General features: G+C 65.7%; 11 protein-coding genes. 4 read left to right on the forward strand and 7 right to left on the reverse strand.

Annotated features, from left to right (window positions below):
* The first annotated feature begins 191 nt into the window (after positions 1-191).
* A complete protein-coding gene (locus ACTHL0_RS26160; RefSeq protein WP_440569994.1) occupies positions 192-944 on the forward strand; it encodes a class I SAM-dependent methyltransferase in 753 nt (250 codons plus the stop codon).
* A gap of 86 nt (positions 945-1,030) precedes the next feature.
* Here the strand turns inward: ACTHL0_RS26160 and ACTHL0_RS26165 are convergent, their stop codons facing one another.
* The 4 genes from ACTHL0_RS26165 to ppc form a co-directional block, all read right to left on the reverse strand.
* Positions 1,031-2,239, reverse strand: a complete 1,209-nt coding sequence (locus ACTHL0_RS26165; protein WP_440569996.1) for an EAL domain-containing response regulator — start codon at positions 2,237-2,239, stop codon at positions 1,031-1,033.
* A 42-nt stretch (positions 2,240-2,281) separates the two neighbouring features.
* Positions 2,282-3,271, reverse strand: coding sequence for a response regulator (locus ACTHL0_RS26170; protein ID WP_440569998.1), 990 nt, complete (start codon positions 3,269-3,271; stop codon positions 2,282-2,284).
* Between the two features lie 40 nt (positions 3,272-3,311).
* Positions 3,312-6,926: a PAS domain S-box protein gene (locus ACTHL0_RS26175; protein WP_440570000.1), complete on the reverse strand. Its 3,615-nt coding sequence runs from the start codon at positions 6,924-6,926 to the stop codon at positions 3,312-3,314.
* A 465-nt stretch (positions 6,927-7,391) separates the two neighbouring features.
* Positions 7,392-10,361 (reverse strand): phosphoenolpyruvate carboxylase, encoded by a 2,970-nt coding sequence (gene ppc, locus ACTHL0_RS26180; RefSeq protein ID WP_440570001.1) that lies wholly within the window; start codon positions 10,359-10,361, stop codon positions 7,392-7,394.
* Positions 10,362-10,611: 250 nt separating this feature from the next.
* Between ppc and hemC the strand changes: the two genes are divergently transcribed.
* The 3 genes from hemC to ACTHL0_RS26195 are packed head-to-tail and all read left to right on the forward strand — an operon-like array spanning position 10,612 to position 14,970.
* Positions 10,612-11,595, forward strand: a complete 984-nt coding sequence (gene hemC / locus ACTHL0_RS26185) for a hydroxymethylbilane synthase (RefSeq protein WP_440570002.1) — start codon at positions 10,612-10,614, stop codon at positions 11,593-11,595.
* Positions 11,596-11,611: 16 nt separating this feature from the next.
* Complete coding sequence (hemDX, locus tag ACTHL0_RS26190) at positions 11,612-13,774, forward strand: fused uroporphyrinogen-III synthase HemD/membrane protein HemX (RefSeq protein ID WP_440570003.1); 2,163 nt, start codon at positions 11,612-11,614, stop codon at positions 13,772-13,774.
* A 2-nt stretch (positions 13,775-13,776) separates the two neighbouring features.
* Positions 13,777-14,970, forward strand: a complete 1,194-nt coding sequence (locus ACTHL0_RS26195; RefSeq protein ID WP_440570007.1) for a heme biosynthesis protein HemY — start codon at positions 13,777-13,779, stop codon at positions 14,968-14,970.
* 34 nt (positions 14,971-15,004) lie between these two features.
* On the opposite strand, the gene ACTHL0_RS26200 is transcribed toward ACTHL0_RS26195, so the two are convergent.
* From ACTHL0_RS26200 to ACTHL0_RS26210, 3 genes are all read right to left on the reverse strand, one after another.
* Positions 15,005-16,297 (reverse strand): MFS transporter, encoded by a 1,293-nt coding sequence (locus tag ACTHL0_RS26200; protein WP_440570008.1) that lies wholly within the window; start codon positions 16,295-16,297, stop codon positions 15,005-15,007.
* A 157-nt stretch (positions 16,298-16,454) separates the two neighbouring features.
* Complete coding sequence (locus ACTHL0_RS26205; RefSeq protein ID WP_440570005.1) at positions 16,455-17,213, reverse strand: SDR family oxidoreductase; 759 nt, start codon at positions 17,211-17,213, stop codon at positions 16,455-16,457.
* A 269-nt stretch (positions 17,214-17,482) separates the two neighbouring features.
* Positions 17,483-17,628 (reverse strand): aldehyde dehydrogenase family protein (locus ACTHL0_RS26210; protein ID WP_440570009.1); only part of this gene is annotated, 146 nt, incomplete at its 5' end.

Genomic DNA, 17,628 nt, shown 5'->3' on the forward strand with positions numbered 1-17,628 from the left:
CGGGTAGGCCGGATACCAGAATACTTGCTTGCCTTGTACCGGTACTGCGCCGGCCATATTGTAACGGTACGCGCCGTCTCCAGACGGCCGCGTGGTCGACGGGCGGGTTTCGCCGCCCGAGCGACGCCTTATCCGCCGGAACCCCGGCTTCGCAGTCCTTTGCTGTCCCCAGCCGCCCAAGGAGCGCACCGATGAAACACGACGATCAGGTCGCAGACGCATTCGGCACGACCGCCGCCGCGTATTTGACCAGCCCAACCCACGCGAGCGGCGCCGATCTGGCCACGCTGGCCGACGAGATCGCCTCGACGCCCGATGCCGATGTCCTCGACCTCGGTTGCGGTGCGGGCCATGCGAGCTTCGCTTGCGCCGCGCACGCACGCTCGGTCGTTGCCTACGATCTCGCCGAACCGATGCTCGCGACGGTCGCTGCGGCCGCCCGCGAGCGCGGATTGGCCAACATTCGAACGCAGCAAGGCGCGGCCGAGCGCTTGCCGTTCGCCGATGCTTCCTTCGACTGGGTCGTGAGCCGCATGAGCGCGCATCATTGGCACGACGTGCCGCAAGCGCTCGCCGAAGTGCGCCGCGTACTCAAGCCGGGCGGAGGGGTGCTGTTCATCGACGTGATCGGCGCCGATCATCCGCTGCTCGACACGCATTGTCAGGCAAGTGAAGTGCTGCGCGACGGCTCGCACGTGCGCAACTACCGCGCCGACGAATGGCTCGCACTCTTTGCCGCCGCCGGCTTCACGGCAAGCGTGCGCGAGCGCTGGCGCCTGTCGATCGAGTTCGCGTCGTGGATCGCGCGGATGCGGACACCGCCGGAGCGGGCGCAGGCGATTCGCTCGCTGTGGGCGAGTGCTCCCGACGAGGTGCGCGAACACTACGGCGTGCAGCCCGACGGCTCGTTCATGCTCGATGTTGCGATGGTGGAGGCCCGCTGAACGCGGACCCGGCTCACGACGGGAACGCAGTCAGGTGCGCGGCTGCGTTCACGCGCTCCCGGATTCGGGTGTTTCCGGGTGCAGAGTCAGCGTACCAGCGCCGCATAGCGCTCGGTCCACGCCTGCGCCCATTGCGGCAGGGCGTCGCCGGGCATCGGCGCGCCCACGAAACTGCCTTGGGCGACATCGCACGACAAATCGCGCAAGACGTTCCAGTCTTCGACATCGTCGATGCCGTGAGCGACCGTACGCATGTTCAATTGACGCGCGAGCAGCAGGCTCGCCTTGACAATCGCGTTGAGCGACATGTCCCGGCTTGCGCCGTGCACGAAGCCGCCATCGAGCTTCAGTTCGTCGAACGGCACATCGCGCAAGTGGGCCAGCGACGACTGCCCGGCGCCGAAATCGTCGATCAGCAGGCTGATGCGCTTCAACCGTAGCCGCGTCAGCACGTCGAGCGAGACGAGCCGATCGCGCGTCATCCGCGTTTCGTTGATTTCGAGCACGAGCCGCGACAGCGGGAAATGCGCGCGCGCGGCCGCATCGACGATGAAATCCGGAAAATCGAGCGCCGCCAGGTCATCCATCGACAGATTGATGCCGACGCGGAAGTCGTCGCCCAAGCTTTGCCATTGCGCCGCTTGTTCGAGTGCGGACGGCAAGATCGTGCGCGTCAAGTCGTTCAGGATGCCGTGTTGCGGCTCGCTCGCCACCAACCGGTCGGCGGGTACGAGCCCATCGCGCGGATGCTGCCAGCCGGGCATCGCTTCGACGCCCGTCACTTCCCCCGTGGCGAACGCGACTTGCGGTTGATAGCAGGTCACGATCTGCCCGGCCGCGATCGCCGCGCGCAGTTCCTCCGGCAGATAGGGGGTGTGCGCCTCGCCGGCAGGTTGCGGCGGCTTGACGCAATGCAGCCGCTGCTGCAATTGCTCGCGCGTGGCCGGTTTTGCGAGCGATCCGAGCACGTGCAGGCCCCGCGAGTACGCGAGTTTTTCGGCGCTCTTCAAAATGCGTGTGTCTTCGCCGCTGACCAGGACAACCTGGCCGTCGTAGCCGCGCTGCACGAGTTGGCGCAGAAATTCGACGCCGTCCATGCCGGGCATCTGCAGATCGGTGAAGACGACATCCACCTGATGATCGTCGCCTTCGAGCACTGCGAGCGCGTCTTGCGCGTGTTCATAAGGAAGGATGTCCTCGTAGCCGAGTGCGGCCAGTTGCCGCACCAGCACTTTGAGGACGAACGGCTCGTCGTCGACGACGAGGATCTTGCGCGGCCGCGTGCCTTGCTCCATGTTCTGCACCACTCGTTGCTGATTGCTTGGCTTTCCGCCGGATCACACCCCCGCCAAGGCCGGCAGGAACTGACGCAGCTTTTCGTGCAGCGTGTTCTTGTCGAACGGCTTGACGAGAAAATCGGCGGCCCCGGCCTTCAGACTGTCGACGACGATGTTGCGCTCGCTATGACCCGTCACCATCAGGATGGGCACATGGCCGAACTGGCCGATCGACTTGATCTTGCGCGTCGCCTCCACACCGTTCGTGTCCGGTAGCCCGACGTCCATCAGGACGAGGTCGGGTTTGTGCTCCCACATCTGTTCGAGCGCCTGCGCGCCGCTGTCGGCGAACAGGACGTCGATGTCGAGCCCCGTCATCAGGCGGCCGATCAGCTTTTGCTGGAAGCCGTCGTCCTCGACGATGAGTACGGCCAGCCGTTTCGGCACGGCGGCCGCCGCCTTGGGCGCGGCGGGTTGCGCGTTCGCGCGGGCCGGCGCCGCTTGCGCCGCGGCCGCGGGCTGACGCACCGCCACGGTGTCCGTTTCGGCTTCGACGGGGGCGGCGCGTGCAGGCTGCGGCGCGCTGACGCCCAACGGAGCCGCGCGCGGTGCGATATCGCCCGCCTGCTCCTTGGCCGTCATGATCCGCAGCGCCTGATGGACGGACATGCGAATGCGCGGCGCATCGTTGGTCGCGGGCCAGAACAACACGTAATCGTCGAAGTGGCCCATGCTGCACAGGTCGTAGACGGTCCACACATCGTGTTTGTTGCAGAGCACGACGACACGATGACGCGTTTCGTGCACGACGGGGCTGAGTCGGTACAGCCCGATGTAATAGCTCTGCGCCGCTTCGAGCGTGTCGAAGGCGAGCACGAGCACGGCAGGCCGGTGCGCTTCGAAGTCTTCGACGGCGAAGTCGGCTTTCGTCGATAGCCGCACGTTGTGGAATTCGTCTTGCAGCAACTTGCCGACGAGCTCCGCATCGGCCACGGATTGGCTCGCGACGAGTACCGCCGCGCGCTTGGGAGTCAGATCGTTGAGTTCCATGATGATGGGTCCCCGGTCCTGGTTGCTTTAGTTGTCCTGATTATTTCGATTCGACGGCCAGCAACTGATCGAGCGATTGCTCGACTGCCGCCAATGCCGCATCGAACTGCTTGGCCCAGTTGGCCAGCAGGGCGAGGTCGCCGGCTTTCCCGGCGTTTTCGAGTTCGGCGCATAGATCGCCGAGCGTCAGTGCGCCCACCGAGCGCGACGACGATTTCAGCTTGTGCGCGATCGCACCGGCTTCCCGGCCGCGGCCTGCATCGCAATGCGTCCGCAATTCCGCGGCCAGCCGTCCGACGGACTGCTGATAGTCCGAGAGCAGTTCGCGTACGGTGTCGGGATCGTCGCCGACGATGCCCTTGAGCACGTCGATATCGACGGCCTGCTCGTGCGCCGGCGCGGGCTCGGCCGCGGGGGGCAGCACCGCGGCGGCCGGGCCTTCGTGCACGGGAAAATGCGAATCGAGCACGGCTTGCAGGCGAGCGAGTTGCAGCGGTTTGGTCAGATAGCCGTCCATGCCGACCGCCTTGGCGCGGGCCGCTTCGCCTTGCACGGCATTGGCGGTGAGCGCGATGATCGGCAAGCGCGTGCCCTCGGATTCTTCCCGGCGAATCGTTTCGACGAGTTCGTATCCGTCCATCTCGGGCATGTGCAAATCGGTCAGCAATAACGCGTAGTGGTTGGCGCGCCAATGCGCCAGCGCCTCGCGGCCGTCGCCCGCAATCTCGGCGACATGGCCGAGCAGCGCGAGTTGGCGCAGGATCACCTTCTGATTGATCGCATCGTCTTCGGCCACGAGGATCAAGCGCCCGAGCTCGCGCGCCTGAGCGATCGACGGTGCGGGGCGGTTCGCGCCCAGGCCGCCGGCACCGGAGCCGGCCGCACCGCGTCCCCTCGCAGCGGCGTTCGACAGTGCGCGATGGTCGTCTTCGGCCGCCTCGCCGATCTCGAACGGCAAGCTGACCGTGAACGTCGAGCCCACGCCCACCTCGCTTTGCGCCGATACTTCGCCGCCCATGAGCTCGCACAACCGCCGGCAGATCGCAAGGCCGAGACCGGTGCCGCCGAAGCGGCGCGTCGTCGACGCCTCCGCCTGCGTGAAAGGCTTGAACAGCTTCGGCAGCGTATCGGCCGACATGCCTATGCCGTTATCCCCGACATGGAAGCGGATCTGCACGTGGCCGGCCTCTTGCGGGTGCGGCGCGGCTTCGACGGTGACGCTGACGGCGCCGGGTTTGTCGGGGCGCCCGCCCGAGAATTTGATCGCGTTGCCGACGAGGTTGTAGAGCACTTGGCGCAAGCGCGTATCGTCCGACAGCACGACCTTCGGTAGATCGGGCGAAACCGACTTGGTCAGTTTGACGCCGGCACGCTCGGCCACGGGCATCAGCGATTGGCACAGCCCATCCACCAGGTGCTTGATCGAGAGCGGCACGCGTTCGATATGGAGCCGGCCTGCCTCGATCTTCGAGAAGTCCAGGATATCGTCGATGAGCGTGAGCAGCGCGTTCGCCGATTCGCGGATCGTCGTGACCATGTCGCCCTGGTCGGTCGACAACGGCGATTGCGAGAGCACTTCGATCATGCCGATCACGCCGTTCATCGGCGTGCGGATTTCATGACTCATCGTCGCGAGGAACGCGCTCTTCGTGCGCGAGGCCGCTTCGGCATCGGCGCGCGCCTGCTCGAGCTGCTGCGTGGCGCGGCGGCTTTCGGTCACATCGCGTGCGGTCGCGTAGATGAGCCCTTCGAGCTGAATCGCCTTCCAGGAGAGCCAGCGTGTGCTGCCGTCTTTGCACACGTAGCGGTTTTCGAACTGATCGATCGGCTCGCCGGGCCGGCGGCTATCGATTTCGAGCATCGTCCGCGTGCGGTCCTCGGGATGCACGAACTCGATGAACGGGCGCGAGAGCAGTTCGTCGGCGGACCAGCCAAGCACCTTCGTGAACGCCGGGTTGACGCGTTTGAAGCGGCCTGCCGGGTCGGCAAGACAGGTCAAATCGAGCGACAGGTCGAACAGCCGGTCGCGCTGCGTCTCGGCCTCTTTGCGGCTGGTGATGTCTTGCAGCATGACCAGGGCGCCACGCACGCCGTCGAGTTCGTACGGCACGGCGGTCATCTCGCCGATGAACGCGCTGCCGTCGAGCCGCAGCCATTTCTCTTCGCGCGCCGGCACGGCCGTAAAGCGGCGCAGCAGGCGGCCGATGCGTTCCTCGATCACGTCGCGATGTTCCGCCTGGACGAACTCCACGATCGACAGCCCGCGAACCTGAGCGGCCGAATACGCGCCGAACATTTCGAGCGCTTTCGGGTTGGCGAAGGCGATCTTGAATTCCTGGATCAGGAAGACCGCGTACGGTGAAAGTTCGATCAGTTGCCGGTAGCGCGATTCGCTTTGCATCAGCGCTTGCTCGTTCGCGTACTCGTGGGTCACGTCGCGAATCAGGGCGACGAGGCCGCGCGAATCCGCGCCGCGCCGCTCGACGCGCATTTCGTAGACGCTCGGAAAAGGCGTGTCGAGATGAAACACCGCGCTCGCCGAATGCTCGGCGAGCGTGCCGTCGAGCATCTGCGCGAACTGGTCCACTTTGCCGTCGCGCTCGGGGCTGCGATCATCGCGGAAAAACGCCTGCGCGATCTGCGCGGGCGTGGCGGTGGCGATGGCTTCGCCGTCCCAGCCCAGCAGCCCCAGCACGCGGGGGTTGTAGCCGTCGATGTGGCCGTCGGCTGACAAACCGAGCGCGGAATCGGGAATGGCCTTGAACAGCGCGTCGGCCCGCCGCGCCTCGACGACCTTGCGTTCGTGTGCTTCGCGCTCGCGGCTCGACGCGGCTTGCAAGCGGCGGAACAGCCGCCCCTGATTCGTCTCGGCGAAGAGGATCAATGCAGTCAGCACGACTCCCGCGATCACGAGCGCGAGCGTGCGCAGGCGGAACGCGGAAAGAAACTCCGCGTTCGAAAAGCCGACCATCACCACGAGCGGGTAATCGGGCAGCGTCCGGTAGCTGACGCTGCGTCGCACATGGTCGATCGGACTCACCGCATCGAAGTGGCCCCGGGGCGATGTTTCGAGCGCGACGCGCAGCGGCGAGTTTTGCGGTATCCGCAGCCAATCGAGATTGCTGCGATCGCCACTGCGACGGGCCCGGATATCGAAGTCGCGCGTACCGACGACGGAGACCAGGCCCTCGTGACCGAGACGCAGCGTGTCATAGAGCTCGGTCAGATACGAAGGCGGCATCGAGACGACGATGACGCCCAGAAAGCGGCCCTGTGGATCGTTTACACGTTGCGACAGCTGGATCGACGTTTGTCCGCTGATGCGTCCGATCACCGGCACACCGACGAAGAGACGCGTGCTTGGATCATCGATATGGACGCGGAAGTGCTCGCGATCCGAGAGGTCGATCGACGTGAAATCCGGGATCGTCGAGGCGCGCAACCGCCCATGTTTGTCGATGACAGCGACCTGGATGAATACGTCCAGATCGAGCAGGCCCGAATGGACGTAATTATCGAGCGGCACATCCACCCCATTCTGCCGCACGAGCCATGCGACCACGGAGGCGACCTGATTGGCTTCGCGCAGCACGCGTGACGTGTGCGCGGAAAGCGCATCGGCGAGCGCATCGGCTTGCAAACGCTCGTTCGACATTTCCGTTCTCGCATCCCAGGTGGAAAAGGCACCGAGTGCGAGCCACAGGGCCAGAATCAAACCGAGCGCTGTCGCGTGACTGACGCGAAATGCGCGCGGGATTCCGGCTAGCGATCGAGGAAGAGACGAAACGTTAATCATGTTCGACAAGCATCTTTTACCGGCTTCGCGCGGGAAACGGCTGCGACGCGCTTCACAAAGCCCACTGCGTCGATATCTGTCGTCGTCTCTCACTCGGCGAATGAACGGCGAACGAATGAGAAAACAGGAGCGACAAAATCGGGCATTCCGATTTTCTTAACGACCGGGTTAACAGAAAACTTGAGCGAATGGCGGGGGGATAAACACTTAAGGGTAATCGACCCCAATATGTGCAATGCAATAAAAAAGGCTGCCGCTTTCGCGAACAGCCTTTTTAAACGGTGGCCAAATCAGCGGCCCAATCGGGCGCTGGCCTTGCCGGCGTCAGCCGGTGTTACGCAGCCCGGCGGCGATGCCGTTGATCGTCAAATGAATGCCGCGGCGCACACGCGCATTGGAATCGCCCGCACGGTGGCGCTTCAGCAGTTCGACCTGCAAGTGATTGAGCGGATCGAGGTAGGGGAAGCGGTTCTTGATCGACCGTGCGAGCAGCGGGTTGTCGGCAAGGCGCTCCTCTTTCCCGGTGATCTCAGACAACGCACGCGAAGTCCGCTCCCATTCCGCGACGATGCGTTCGAACACGTGTTTGCGCAGCTTCTTGTCTTCGACAAGTTGCGCATAGCGCGAGGCCACGGCGAGATCGGTTTTCGACAGCACCATGTCCATGTTCGAAAGCAGTGTCGAAAACAGCGGCCAACTCTTGTACATCTTGCGCAGCGTAGCGAGCCGCCGGGTGCGTTCGGCGTCGCTCGCGGCGCCGTCCAGGTGCGCGCTAACGGCGCTGCCGAAGCCGTACCAGCCGGTCAGCAGCAGACGGCATTGCCCCCACGAGAAGCCCCATGGAATCGCCCGCAGATCTTCGATTCGGCGGTGCTTCGGATCTTGCAGCTTGCGCGAGGCCGGGCGGCTGCCGATGTTCAGTTCGGCGATTTCCGAGATTGGCGTCGACGAGAAGAAGTAATCCTTGAATCCGGGCGTTTCATAGACGAGCGCACGATAGGCGGCCATGGCCGAATTCGAGAGCGATTGCATCGTTTCCTCGAATGCGGCGAGGTTCGCGGGCGCGCTGCCCTGCGGGACGATCGACGCTTCCAGCGTGGCGGCGACGACCGTCTCGAGGTTGCGCCGGCCGATCTCCGCGTTACTGAACTTGCTGGCGATGACTTCGCCCTGTTCGGTCAGGCGGATCTGGCCGTTCACGGTGCCGGGCGGCTGCGACAAAATCGCCTGATAGGTCGGGCCGCCTCCGCGGCCGACCGTGCCGCCGCGGCCGTGGAACAGGCGCAGCGTGATGCCGCGCTCGCGGAACAGCGCGACGAGCGCGAGTTCCGCACGATACAACTCCCAATTCGACGTGAGGAAGCCGCCGTCCTTGTTGCTGTCGGAGTAGCCGAGCATGACTTCCTGCTCGCCGCCGTGATGCGCGAGCAACGCATCGACCCCGGGCAGCGCAAAGTATTCGCGCATGATGCCCGGCGCGTTGCGCAAGTCGGCGATCGTCTCGAACAGCGGGATCACCATCAGCGCGTTTTTCGCGCTGGCACGGCGGCCGCCGCGCAACGTGCCTTCGAGCAGCCCCGTTTCCTTTTGCAGCAGCAGGACTTCAACCAGATCGCTGACCGTTTCCGTATGCGAAATGATGTAGTTGCGGACCGCCCGCGCGCCGAAGCGCTCGCGGGTGACGCGCGCCGTTTCCAGTACGGCGAGCTCGCTTTGCACGAGCGGCGAATATTCGAGGTAGGGCGAGCGCAGGAGCCGCGGCTGTTCGAGTTCGGCGAGCAGCACGCGCAGCTTGTCCGCCTCCGGCAGCGACGCATAGTTGCTTTCCACGCCGGCTCGGGCCAGCAGCTCCGCAATGACGGCTTCATGCACGTCCGAGCTCTGGCGCAAATCGATCGAGGCGAGGTGAAAGCCGAATACCTGCGCGGCCCGGGCGAGCGGCGCGAGGCGCGGCGTGGCAAGCGAGGCGCCGTGATGGGCTGCCAGGGAATCGACGAGCACATTCAGATCCTGCGCGAACGCTTGCGCATCGGCATACGGCTGGGCGTCGCGGGAGACACCGCTGCGCGTGTGCGCGGTCCCCTCGCCGAGCAGCGCACGCGCCGTGGCGGCAAGCCGTGCATAGACGCCGATCAACGCGCGGCGATACGGTTCGTCGACGCGATGCGGCGATTGATCGGGCGAAGCCGAGGCCAGGGCCTTCAGCCCCTCGCTCGAGCCGGCCAGCAGATTCGAGACCGAGAGTTCGGCGCCCAGCGCGTGCACTTCCTCGAGATAGTGTTCGAAGATGACGGTGGCCTGGCGGACGATCGCATGTTCGAGCGTGGGTGCCGTGACGTTCGGATTGCCGTCGCGGTCGCCGCCGATCCAACTGCCCATCTGGAAGAACGGGGGCACGTGAATGCGTTCGCCCGTATGCTCGGCGAGCGCCGTTTCGATATCGTCGTAGAGCGCCGGCAGTTCGTGCAGGAACGTCGCGTGGTAGTACGACAGCGCGTTCTCGATTTCATCGGCGACGGTCAGGCGCGAATCGCGCAGCATCCGCGTTTGCCAGAGCGTCGTCACGCGGGCGCGCAGCATCGCTTCGTTGCCGGCGAACTCCCGCTCGGTCAACGGCTGATCGCGCTCGGCCAGCAGCCGCGCGATGTCGTGCTGCGCATCGAGAATGCTCTTGCGCTGCACCTCGGTGGGGTGGGCCGTCAGCACGGGCACGATCAGTGCGTCGTCGAAGAAGCGCTTGAGCGAGCCGGCATCGAGGTTGCCCGCCTGCGCGAGGCGGCCGAGCGCGCAGGCGATCGTGCCGGCCTGCGGCGCCGAGCCCGCCAGCGCGTGAATGCGGCGGCGGCGGTTGTGATGGCGATCTTCGGCGATATTCGCCAGATGCGAGAAAAAGCTGAATGCGCGCACGACGCTCACGGTTTGCTCGGGCGTCAGCGCACGCAGTTGTTTGTCGAGCGATTGAGCGGCGCTCGTGTCGTCCTCGCGCCGGAATTTGACGGCGTTCTGGCGAATCGTTTCGACGACGTTGAACACGGCATCGCCTTCCTGCTCGCGTACGACGTCGCCGAGCAAGCGGCCGAGGTAGCGGATGTCCTGAAAGAGCGGCTGATCTTTGTCCTCGCGGCCGCGGCTGGCCGCTTTGACCGTTTTGGTCGCTTTAGCCTGCGTGGCGGCGCCGTTGGCACGGGCCTTTGCGGGCGAGGGGGCGCTGGCGAGCGCGGCAGATTTTTTTGCGGACGCGCGAGGCGATGCATCGTTGCGGCGGGCGGTGCGCGCCGATCCGGAAGACGTCACGGTGGGTTCCTCAGTGAAGCCAGGGTGAAAAGGGGGCTGACTGCTGACAACTACACAAAACTGACCAAACGACTGCAAACGTGCTGGCGTGCGCTTTCGATTCCGCCGGCGAAGCGCTCGTGGCCGCCTCGCCCGGATGCCGCGGGGGCGCGTTCGTGCGCGCGTGACCGCCGGCAAGCGCGAAAAATGGGGCAAGGCGTGCGTGCTACCATTTCCCGATGTTCGATCCCGTCATTCGAAGTGTTGACACATGAATTCCGAGACGCTTTCAGCCGCACCGCCTGCCCAACTCGTCATTGCCTCCCGCGAGAGCCGTCTCGCGATGTGGCAGGCTGAGTTCGTGCGCGATGCGCTGCGGAAATTATATCCATCTTGCGACGTCCGAATTCTGGGAATGACGACGCGCGGCGATCAGATCCTCGACCGGACGCTCTCGAAGGTCGGCGGCAAGGGGCTTTTCGTCAAAGAACTCGAAAACGCGCTGGCCGACGGCCGCGCCGATCTGGCCGTTCATTCGCTGAAGGATGTGCCGATGTCGCTGCCCGAGGGATTCACGCTTGCGGCCGTGATGGAGCGCGAGGATCCGCGGGACGCATTCGTCTCCAACGATTACGAATCGCTGGCCGCGCTGCCGGCCGGCAGCGTCGTCGGGACATCGAGCCTGCGGCGCGAAGCGATTTTGCGCGCGCGCTACCCGCATCTCGTCGTGCAGCCCCTGCGCGGCAATCTCGACACGCGGCTGGCCAAGCTCGATCGCGGCGATTACGCGGCCATTATTCTGGCCGCGGCCGGATTGAAACGCCTCGGGCTCGCCGCGCGCATCCGCGCGTTGCTTGATGTCGACGAGAGCCTGCCCGCGGCGGGGCAAGGGGCGCTGGGTATCGAAATTCGCGGACAGCGGCCCGAGCTCGAAGCCTGGCTGGCACCGCTGAGGCACGAGCCCACGCGCCTGGCTGTGGAGGCTGAGCGGGCCGTCTCGCGTGCGCTCGGCGGCAGCTGCGATGTGCCGCTTGCCGCCCATGCGGCATGGCAAGGCGCAGAAATGCATCTGGCCAGCCGCGTCTCGATGCCCGACGGCAGCCGGCCTGCATTTGCCAGCGCCTCGGCGGCGGTGGCGAGCGTGGCCGACGCGCTCGCGCTCGGCGACACCGTGGCACGCTCGCTGGTGGCGCAAGGCGCACTCGCCGTGGTGACCGAGCTCGCGGCGGCGCGCGGCGCCGAACCGGCGGCGTGACCGCCGGCACGGACCGATGACGAGCGTCGAGCCCGGCGGCCTCTCTTCAAACGAACGCGCGGGCGCCGTGCGCTTCACGGCGGTGCTGACGCGCCCGGCCGGGCAGTCGAGCGCACTCGCCGCCGCGCTCGAGCGTGACGGCGTCGACGCGTTCGACTTTCCGCTGATCGAAATCGCCGCTGTGGCGGACGACGCACCGCTGCGGGCCGCATTTGCGTCGCTGGAGCGCTACGCGCTGGTCGTCTTCGTCTCGCCGAATGCGATCGAACGTGCGCTCGCGGCGGTGCCCGGCTTCGTTTGGCCTGCACAAGTGCCGATCGGCGTGGTTGGGCCCGGCAGCGTGGCCGAATTGGCCCGGCATGGTATCGCCGCGCCCGCCTGCGTGGTCATCGCACCGGCTGGGGCTCAGGCGGGCGACGCGCCGTCCGTGGGCGACATGGCCGGCAAAGCCGATCGCCCCGGCGATGCGACTACAGTTGCACGCGCCCCGATGCCCGGCGAAAGCGAGAACGGCAATGGCAATGGCAATGGCAATGGCGATTCCGGCACGCGATTCGATTCGGAAGCGCTGTTCGCCGCGCTGTCGACGCGTCTCGGCATCGCCGCCTTGAGCGGCCGGCCCGTACTGATCGTGCGCGGGGACGGCGGCCGGGAATGGCTGGCCGATCGGCTGCGCGAAGCGGGCGCGCAAGTCGAGGCCGTGTGCGCGTACAGAAGAATCGTACCGGCCCCCGCCGCCGACGCCTGGGCCCGCGTTCGCGCCTTGCTGCATGGTGCGCCGCATGCCTGGCTGCTCACCAGTTCGGAGGGCGTCCGCAATCTTGTGGCGCTTGCGCAGGCCTCGCTCGGACCCGCCGATCGGGCGGCACTTTTGCACGCGCCGCTCGTCGTGCCGCATCCGCGCATTGCCGAGACGGCGCGGTCGGTCGGTTTTGATACGATTACGGCATCCGGCCCCGGCGATGCGCGCATCCTCGCGGCCTTGCGCGCTTTATCGGCAGCGTCTCGCGCCTCATTCGAACAACCTGTCCGGGCCTCCGTGGCCCAGGCTACTTCCACGCCCCATTCGCGCATGACTGATACGAACCAAGAACCGTCATCCTCGTTCCAGCCGGCAGCGACGCCGCCGTTTCCTCCGCCGATGCCGCCCGTGTACGATGCGCCGCGCCGTCGTGGCGGTGGCTTCGTCTGGATCGTCGTGATCTTGCTGGCCGTCGCGACAGGCATCGCCGCATTCGCGTTCAACCGCAAGCTCGATCGTCTCGATACGCAGCTCGCCGGCCGGCAGCAGACGCTTGGGGCGCAGACAGCGGAATTGCGTGCCAAGACGGAACAGGCGCTGGCGACAGCCCATCAGGCCGACGTCGGCTTGCAGCAGCTGCAAGGCAAGCTGGCCGATGCTCAAACGGCGCAACAAGCGCTTCAGCAGCAATACCATGATCTCGCGGGCAATCGCGACGAATGGACGTTCGCCGAAGTCGAGCAGATGCTCTCGAGCGCGAGCGAGCAGCTGCAGCTCACGGGCAACACGCAACTCGCGCTGTTCGCCCTGCAGAGCGCCGATTCGCGCCTGGCCGCCTCGGGCAGCCCGCAGGCGCTCGTCGCGCGCCGCGCGATCGCGCAAGACATCGACAAGCTGAAGGCCGCGCCGTCGACCGATCTGACCGGGCTCGCCATCAAGCTCGACGATGCCATCGCGCAAATCGATTCACTGCCCCTGCTCGGGGAAGCGCGGAGCGCGCAAGCGGCACCGGCCGCAGCGGCATCGGCGCCGTCCGCCGCGAGCGGCGCCGTGCCCGGCGAAACGCGCGTGCTGCATTGGTGGCGCGTGTTCTCGCGCGCAGCGGGCGCCGAGCTCCGGAGTCTCGTGCAGGTGCGCCGGCTCGACAACGCCGATGCGATGCTCAATTCCCCGCAGCAGGGCGAGTTCATCCGCGACAACGTGAAGCTGCGGCTGCTGTCGGCGCGCCTGGGCTTGCTCTCGCGTAACCAGGCAACGCTCACGGCGGACTTGAACGCGGCCGATGCGGCGCTCGCGCGTTACTTCGACGGCACATCCAAGCGCACGCAGACAGTACGTGCACTGCTCCAGGATGTGACGAAGGGCGCGGCGACGGTGGAGGTGCCGAGCCTGAACACGAGCCTGGAGGCCGTTCACAACTACAAGAGCCGAGGCTGATGATGGCGCTCAGAGGACTCTTGTGGCTCGCGTTGCTGTTCGTGCTCGCGGTTGTGCTGGCGACGGTCGGCCACTTCGATGCGGGACAGGTGCTCATCGTCTATCCGCCGTATCGCGTCGACATATCGCTCAATCTCGTGGTGGTGGGCATCATTGCCGCGTTCATCCTCCTCTATGCGTTGATCCGCATCGGCCGCAATGTCTGGACGATGCCGAAGCGCGTCGCTGCCTATCGCGTGCGGGCGAAAGAGGCGAAGGCGCACGCGGCGTTGCGCGAGGCGATCGGCAACCTGTACGCGGGCCGGTTCTCGCGGGCGGAGAAGGCGGCCCGGGAAGCGCTGTCGCTCGAATCGAACAAGGGCGCGGCGGGCCTTGTGGCCGCCGTCGCGGCGCATCGGATGCGCGAGTACGTGCGGCGCGACGAATGGCTCGGCGCGATCGATGCGCCCGATTGGCAGGATGCGCGCCTGATGGCGAGCGCCGACATGCGTGCCGATGGCCGCGATCCCGACGGTGCGCTCACGGCCCTCACGGAGATGCAGGCCCAAGGCACGCGCCGTATTCACGCTCAGCAGATCGCGCTGCGCGCGCAGCAGCAGCTGAAGAATTGGGCCGAGGTGCTCAAGCTCGTGAAAACGCTCGAAAAGCGCGAGGCGCTGCACCCGGCCGTCGCGGTGCGTCTGCGCCAGCAAGCGGCGGAGAACTTGCTGCGCGATCGTCGTCACGATCCCGACGCGCTGCTCGCGCTGTGGCATTCGCTGGCGCCGGCCGAGCGCCAATCGCCGCGCCTGGCCGATTTGGCTGCCGAGCTCCTGATCGCTTTGGATCGCCATCAGGAGGCGCGCAAGATCGTCGAGGATGCGCTCGCTCACAATTGGGATGCGCGGCTGTTGCGGCGGTACCCGGAGACGGCGCAGGCCGATGCGCTGCCGCTCATTCAAAAAGCGGAAGCGTGGCGCAAGGAACGCCCCGAGGATCCCGATCTGATGTTCGCATTGGGCCGTCTGTGCCTGCATCAGCAGCTATGGGGCAAGGCGCAATCGTTCCTGGAATCGGCGCTGCGGCTTGCCGACGACAACGACGCCCTCATCATCCGGACGCATCGCGCGCTCGCGCGCCTGTTCGAACAACTTGGCGATACGGACCGCGCTGCCGAGCATTATCGCGCCAGTGCGCTGGCGATGAAGATCGTGTGACTGCCCTGGAGAGGAGCCGTGGCGCTACGTGCGCCTATTTATCCACCAGCCGCGCCGGCACGCTGAGGGCGAGCAGGGCGCCGAGCACCATGAAGGCGGCGAGCATATACATGCCCGAGTCGTTCGCCCCCGTCGTCTGCTTCAGCCAGCCGACGGCGTAAGGACTCAAAAAGCCGGCGAGATTGCCGATCGAGTTGACCATGGCGATGCCGGCTGCCGCGCCGGCGCCCGCGAGAAACGCCGTAGGCAGACTCCAAAACAGCGGCAGTGCCGTAATGATGCCGGCCGTGGCGAGCGTCAATGCGGCCATCGCGAGCGTCGTGTTGTGGGCCCAGCCGACGGAGAGCACGAGCCCGAGCGCACCCACGAGGCCCGGCACGGCCACGTGCCAGCGCCGCTCGCGGTGTTTGTCCGCGCTGCGTGCGACGACGATCATGGCGACGACAGCCGCCGCGAACGGAATGGCCGACAGCAAGCCGATCTCGAACGTGTCCTTCACGCCCGTTGCCTTGATGATCGTCGGCAGCCAGAAGCTCACGCCGTACAGGCCCATGACGAACGACAAGTAGATGAAGCTCATGAGCCATACGCGGCCGCTTGCGAGCACGGTGCCGAGCGGCAAATCCTCTTTGCCGGCGTCTTCCGTACCGATGTTGCGTTCGAGCAGCTGCTTTTCCGCGGTGGTGAGCCAGCTTGCGTTGGCGATGCGATCGTCGAGCAGGAAGAATACGAGCACGCCGGCCAGCACGGACGGCAGCCCTTCGAGCAGGAACAGCCACTGCCAGCCTTGCCAGCCGTTCGCGCCGTCGAAGGTTTTGAGAATGTAGCCCGAGACGGGCCCGCCGACGACGCCCGACAGCGCCACCGCCGTCATGAACCACGTCGTCATGCGTCCGCGCCGGTGCGCGGGATACCAGTAGGTCAGATACAGGATGATGCCGGGGAAGAAGCCGGCCTCGGCCAGCCCCAGCAGGAAGCGCATGGCATAGAACATCGCGGGCGTCGTGACGAACATCGTGAGCACCGAGATCACGCCCCACGACACCATGATTCGCGCCACCCAGAGCCGCGCGCCGACGCGATGCAGGATCAGATTGCTAGGAATCTCGAACAGGAAGTAGCCGAAAAAAAAGATTCCTGCGCCTAAACCGTAGACAGCATCGCTCAAATGCAGTGCTTGCGCCATCTGCAGCTTGGCGAAGCCGACGTTGACCCGATCGAGGTAAGCGACGAGGTAGCAGACGAGCAAAAGCGGTAACAGCCGCCACGATACCTTGCGGTAAGTGGCGGCCTCGAAGCTGGACGTTGGCGCACCGGCGCCGGGCATTGCGAGCGGATCGACGGGGTTGGGACTGGCCATGTTCGTTGTCTCCTCTTCGTTGTGATAGTGGGGTGAGGGCGTGCTACGAGCCGTGCGACTCGGGGCGCTCGGCGCTTCGGATCTTCAGGCTTTCGCACCTTCGGACGCTCAGCGCCGAGATCAGTCAAACGCAGCGCCCGCCGTCGACTTCGAGGCTGACGCCGGTAATGAACGCCGCGTCGTCGGAGGCGAGATAGAGCGTGGCGTTCGCGACGTCCTGCGGTGTCGAGAAGCGGCCGAGCGGAATGCCCGCAAGAAACCGCTGGCGGTTTTCCGGCGTGTCTTCGCAGCCCATGAATTCGGTGAGCAGCCCCGTTTCGCCCATGACCGGGTTCACGCAGTTCACGCGGATCCGGTCGGGCCCGAGTTCGGCGGCGAGCGCGCGGCTCGCGACGATCACGGCGCCCTTGCTGCCGTTGTACCAGACGAGGCCCGGCCGCGGACGCACGCCGGCTGTCGACGCGATGTTCACGAACACACCGCCTCCTTGCTCGCGAAAGTACGGCACGAAGGCTTGCACGCTCCAGTAGATGCTCTTGACGTTGACCGCGTAGACGCGGTCGAACTCTGCCTCCGTCACGTTCATGACGGGCTTGTTGCGATGGGTCGTCCCTGCGTTGTTGACGACGACCTGCACGCTGCCGAAATCGTCCAGTGCGGCTTGGCGCAGTGCGTGCCAATCGTCGATGCGGGTGACATCTCCGGCGACGGAAATCGCGCGCCCGCCCGCGAGTGCGATTTCGCTCGCGACGCGCTCGGCGGCCGCTCCGTTCAAATCGTTGACGACGACGTTCGCGCCTTCCCGGGCGAACGTTTTGGCGATGCCTTCGCCGAAGCCCGAGCCGGCACCCGTCACCACGGCCGTTTTACCTTGCAATCGCATGCTGTCTGCCTCCTGGCCTCGTCGGCCTGTAGATTTTGATTCGGCTTCCGCTCCTGATGCGCGCGCTCTTTTGCGTGTCCCGTGCGCTTTCGTTCATGTCGATGTTTTTGTTGTTGCTGTTGTGGTCGTTCGTTGTCGCGGTTGTTGCCATTTCGACGCGATATCGGGAAACCTACACACTTCGCCGCCCCAATCGACGACGTGTCGACACGCCGGGAACGGATGCCGAGGGGCGCAACGCTAAGCGCTACGTTCTACGGCACCAGCCCCTAGCCGTGCCGGATCGCGATCGTCTTTAATGTGGTGAAGCCGTATAGCGCCTCGAAGCCTTTCTCGCGCCCATGGCCCGATTGACCCGTACCGCCGAACGGCAATTCGACGCCGCCGCCCGCACCGTAGTTGTTCACGAACACCT

It is taken from the genome of Trinickia sp. (genome assembly GCF_051961175.1).
Lineage (GTDB): Bacteria > Pseudomonadota > Gammaproteobacteria > Burkholderiales > Burkholderiaceae > Trinickia.

Coding starts and splice junctions, on each gene's coding strand:
- ACTHL0_RS26170 (WP_440569998.1), bottom strand. CDS start 3,271: ATGGAACTCAACGATCTGACTCCCAAGCGCGCGGCGGTACTCGTCGCG.
- ACTHL0_RS26205 (WP_440570005.1), bottom strand. CDS start 17,213: ATGCGATTGCAAGGTAAAACGGCCGTGGTGACGGGTGCCGGCTCGGGC.
- hemDX (WP_440570003.1), top strand. CDS start 11,612: ATGACGAGCGTCGAGCCCGGCGGCCTCTCTTCAAACGAACGCGCGGGC.
- ACTHL0_RS26165 (WP_440569996.1), bottom strand. CDS start 2,239: ATGGAGCAAGGCACGCGGCCGCGCAAGATCCTCGTCGTCGACGACGAG.
- ACTHL0_RS26160 (WP_440569994.1), top strand. CDS start 192: ATGAAACACGACGATCAGGTCGCAGACGCATTCGGCACGACCGCCGCC.
- hemC (WP_440570002.1), top strand. CDS start 10,612: ATGAATTCCGAGACGCTTTCAGCCGCACCGCCTGCCCAACTCGTCATT.
- ACTHL0_RS26195 (WP_440570007.1), top strand. CDS start 13,777: ATGGCGCTCAGAGGACTCTTGTGGCTCGCGTTGCTGTTCGTGCTCGCG.
- ACTHL0_RS26200 (WP_440570008.1), bottom strand. CDS start 16,297: ATGCCCGGCGCCGGTGCGCCAACGTCCAGCTTCGAGGCCGCCACTTAC.
- ACTHL0_RS26175 (WP_440570000.1), bottom strand. CDS start 6,926: ATGTCGAACGAGCGTTTGCAAGCCGATGCGCTCGCCGATGCGCTTTCC.